At 65.2% G+C, this 4,566-nt stretch carries 3 protein-coding genes; 2 read left to right on the top strand and 1 reads right to left on the bottom strand.

Features of this window, described 5'->3' with window-relative positions:
* Positions 1–714 (bottom strand): CCA tRNA nucleotidyltransferase (locus tag Q0331_RS05240; RefSeq protein ID WP_298075420.1); only part of this gene is annotated, 714 nt, incomplete at its 3' end.
* A 325-nt stretch (positions 715–1,039) separates the two neighbouring features.
* Between Q0331_RS05240 and Q0331_RS05245 the strand changes: the two genes are divergently transcribed.
* Positions 1,040–1,849, top strand: coding sequence for an NUDIX hydrolase (locus Q0331_RS05245; protein ID WP_298075418.1), 810 nt, complete (start codon positions 1,040–1,042; stop codon positions 1,847–1,849).
* Positions 1,850–1,994: 145 nt separating this feature from the next.
* Positions 1,995–4,566 (top strand): hypothetical protein (locus tag Q0331_RS05250; protein ID WP_298075419.1); only part of this gene is annotated, 2,572 nt, incomplete at its 3' end.

The raw sequence follows: 4,566 nt of genomic DNA on the forward strand, positions 1-4,566 counted from the left end.
CAGCCCGGTCTCGACCATCAGATCCAGACCCACCCACGGCGCCGCGCCACGCATCAGCTTGTTCAGTTCGACAGCCACGCGCTCGACGGTGATGCGGCTGATCTGCTCGCTCATCGCCGTCATTGCTTCCTTGACTCTCTTTGTGACGCCGAATTCCAGCTGCGAGACAAATCGGCAAGCGCGGAGCATGCGCAACGGATCGTCGTTGAAGCTGATCTCCGGGCTATCCGGGGTGTCTAGCACTCCGGCCTGGAGGTCTTCGAGGCCGTTTAGGGGGTCGCGGAGCTGGTGGTTTCCGTCGGGGGAGAGCTCCAGTGCGATGGCGTTGGCGCGGAAGTCGCGGCGGATGAGGTCTCCGTCGAGGCTGTCGCCGAAAGAGACCTCGGGGTTGCGGGACTGGCCATCGTATTGGTCGGCACGGAAGGTGGTGATCTCCAATATTTGGCCCTTGACCAGCGCGGATACGGTGCCGTATTCAATGCCCGTGTCCCACACTGTCTCCGCCAGGGGCGTGACAATGTCGACGATGGCCTGCGGCCGGGCGTCGGTGGTGAAGTCCAGGTCGTGGGAGAGGCGCCCCAGCAGGGCATCCCGCACCGACCCGCCGACGAGGTAGAGGCTGTGGCCAGCGTCGTGGAAGGCCTGGGTGAGTGGCAACAGGTCACGGTCGAGCGCGCGCAGGGAAGTGAAGGCCTCCTGCAGCATGCCTTCCATGGTGCGCGGCTTTTCCGGCGCGGTGGCCTGCTGTTCAGCGACTACCGACTGTACTGCCTGTGCCTGCTGTGCTGGCTTGCCGGACTGTGCCACCTTGGCGGGTTGCACTACCTTGGCGGGCTGCGCAGGTTCCGAGTTTGCGGGGGAGTGGGCGGGTTTCGTCACGTTGCCAGATTCTACTAGCCCCCTCGGACGGGCCAACGGCCCCCTCATAAGCCAGTGCCCACGCACCACCCGCAATTAGTTACAAATTCAGTTACAATTTCGCCACCATTCGCTTCCATTCAGTTCCACATTGCGCAGATAACCGGCTATCGTTATCAGAATGAGTGGAAACGACAGCACCGGAAACGGCACGCCCCGCCGCCGGCGCCGCCGTTCAAGAAGAAGGCACCGCTCTGGCAACGGCCAGCAGCAAGGCTCCCAGGCCAGCCAGCGCGGCCAGCAGGGCAACAGCCGGCGCAACCAAAGCGGCCAGAACCCCCAGAACTCCCAGAACAGCTCCAACCAGAGCAAACGCAAGAGCAACCGGAACCAGTCCCACCGCCGGAAGGGCGCCAACTCCAACAACCGCAACCGCCAGCGCAACCGCAACAACTCGCGCCCGCGTTCTTTCGACGAGCACTCCAGCCTGCCGACCTCCGTGGAGACCTCCGCGGGCGGCCTGGTACTTTCCGGCCTGGCGGAAGCCGTGCAGCCTAATGGCGAGGTCGACTTCTCCGCAATCTACGTGGCCCTCATCGGCCGCCTGGATCGCCGTGGCAGGCTGCTGTGGTCCATGCCGAAGGGGCACATCGAACCGGATGAATCCCAGCACGCCACCGCCGAGCGCGAGGTGTGGGAGGAAACAGGCGTGGCCGGGGAGGTCATCGCCGACCTCGGTACCATCGACTACTGGTTCGTCTCCGAGGGCATCCGCATCCACAAAACCGTCCACCACCACCTGCTTCGCTATGTCGATGGGGACCTGAACGACGAAGACCCGGAGGTCACCGAAGTCCGCTGGCTGCCCGTCAACCGCCTGATCGAGCACCTGGCCTATGCCGACGAGCGGCGCCTTGCCCGCCAAGCCTTCGATAACCTCGCCGACCTCGCCCGCGCCGAGGCCGAAGCTGGCCGTGCCACGCCACGCTAAGGAGCGCTAACGGATTGCCAGCCGATGCTGTTAGAACTAATAGCGACTAACTACTACTAATCACTAGCTACCAATAGCTACCAATTGCTACCAATTGCTACCAATTGCTTTGGTAAGCGTGTAATCGTGCACAAAGGTGAGCGCAATGTCTAGATTCCCCCACGCCTGCACGGCGTTTGGTGTTTCTGTCGCGCTCTGTGGCCTGTTTGCCCTGCCTGTGGCCCCGGCAGTTGCTGACCCTATTTATGACGCCCCCTCGGCCTCCACCACTCAATACTCAGCCCAGGGGCGGGCTCCAGACCCCACCGACCCCGCGGTTCATGAGGATTCCACCTGGGCCAACCCGCTGGCCCGCGCGACGGATCCGCAGCAGGACGTGAACTTGGAGATCATCGGCATTGGCACCAGCTCGAGTGTCCACGCCGCCGCTGGCCAGACTTATACCCTCCGCATCCGCAACGACCGCTCCCACGCGCTGAACAATCTTTCGCTCACCTTGTTCTATCGCTCGGCCGCCACCGCCGCGGAGGTGCGCGTCGCGCAGCTTGCCAACCAGGGCGAATACTCCCTCAGCAGTCAGCCTCTGCAGCTCGACGGCACGCTCAGCCCCGGCGAGACGCGCGAGGTAACCGTCACCGTCCCGGCCGCTGGTACCCCCATCGACTCTTCTCGTGACGCCCCCTCGCCCCAACCGCTGAACCTTCCGCCCAATGCTTTTGAGGAACCCGGCGCTTATCCCCTGTTGTTTAGCCTGAGCGGCCAAGACACGAACCCGGAGAGCCCGGAGCAGGGGGGCGCGCAGTACCTGGCGGTGGCGCGAACCACGCTGAGCGTGGGGGCGTCCACAAGAAAGGAAGACCAACCCAGCACCCCAGTGACGGTCGTGTATCCGCTGGCGGGGCCTACGTACATGGCAGCGGGACAGACGGGCGATGCACCGAAGCGGCGGCCCGCGTTTGTGACGAAGGACGTGCTGGCAGCCGAGGTCGGTAAGGGCGGCAGGCTGCGGGGGCTGCTGGATGCGTACCGCGAGGCGAAGTCGTCCAAGCTGAAGCAGGCGACGTGCATCGCCATCGACCCGGAGCTGCTGGATACGGTAAACCGCCTGGCTGAGGGGTATTTCGTGGGTGAGCGTACGCCCGACCCGGTGGAGGAGCCGCAGCGACTACGCGACTCTTGGGACGAGATCCTGGGTGGCAAGGAAGTAGACGCCCAGCACATGCCCGGCAACACGGATGCGAAGAAATGGATCGCTGACCTGCGGGAAGTCGTGCAGAGCAACTGCTCGGTGGCGCTGCCGCACGCCGGGGCGGACATCAATGGGCTTTCGCAAGTGGATTCCGACTGGCTCCGCGTGCGCGCGCTGGGCACGGGTACCGAGGTGATTCAGAGGATCCTGGGCGTGGTGCCGACACAGAATGTGGTGATCCCGGACGCCGGCTACGTCTCCCCGGAGGCACAGCAGGTTTTGGCGGCAGGGATCAGCAAGACTCCGGAGGGTGTGGAGCCGATCGAGGCCGACCAATCGCGCCGGTTTGAGCAGACCGTGCAGGGCAAACCGTCGATCCCGGAGGCCGGGCACGTCACCGCGCTGGTGGCGGAGAATACGGTCAACATCGAGCAGCCGGCGGCGGCGCCGGCCCCGGCGACAAACCCAGACGGCACAGGCGCCAACGGGGACGACCCAGACTCCGTCGCGCCCAACCCCACCGACGAGGGATGGAACCAGCGCCTGGTGAACCTCCCTGGCGCAGCGCGGGCCGGCAGCGCCAGCGAGGAGGCCGACGCACCGGCCACCGGCGCGCAGACCACCGCCACCGCGCTGACGTACTCCGCGGACCTCGGCACGGTGCTCAAAGCCACCGGCGAGCACCCGGAGATTGCCGCATATTCCAACCCTGAACTGCGCTTTAACCTCACCGAGGATAGCGCCGTCGCCCGCCTGGCCAACGCACAGGCGGTGCTGAACCTGGAGTTGGATTCCGGCCGCCCGACCCTCGCCGTGCCGCCCGCCGCATGGTCCGTAAACAAGGCCCAGGCCAGCAGTTTCCTGCAGACCATCAGCCAGCACCTGGACAATCACTCGGCCACTCCCGCCCCGCTGCCGGAGGCCGTACAGCCCCGCGGCATCGACCTGGCGGATGTGGGCTCCGGCAGCACCACAGTGCCCTACTTCGACCCCGGCGCGTACTCCTCGCCCTACCTCGGCACGGTGGCGGATACCGCCCGCAAGCTGCAGGAACTTACCTTGTTCATGCAGAATGATTCCACCATTGCGCTAACCCGCGAGGGCTTCACCAGCCCCCTGTTCTCCGACCTGCTGCGCGGCCTTTCCACCTACCGCAAGCGCGAGCGCGGCCACGTGGACGTCCTGCGTGAGCAACTCGGCACCAACCTCGCCCGCGTGGGGCAGGTCACCTCCCAGCTGCGCCGCTCCATCAGCCTGCTGCCACCGGGCAACGTCTTTACCCGCACGTCGGATTCCTCGCCGTTGCTGATTGTTGCGCGCAACGGACTGCCCCTGCCGGTGACGGCCAAGGTTGGTTATTCTTCTGACGCCCACACGGATGTCACCGTCCACGTGGATTCCACGGCCTCGCCGACGATCCCGGCGAAGGGCTCCATCACCTGGTCGCTAACAACCGACATCGCGGACACGTCCGAGCAGGTCAACCTATCTTTGTGGCTGGCTACCACCAGCCAGGATGGCAAGGGGG

Origin of the sequence: uncultured Corynebacterium sp., from assembly GCF_937999985.1 — a bacterium.
Taxonomy (GTDB): Bacteria; Actinomycetota; Actinomycetes; order Mycobacteriales; family Mycobacteriaceae; genus Corynebacterium.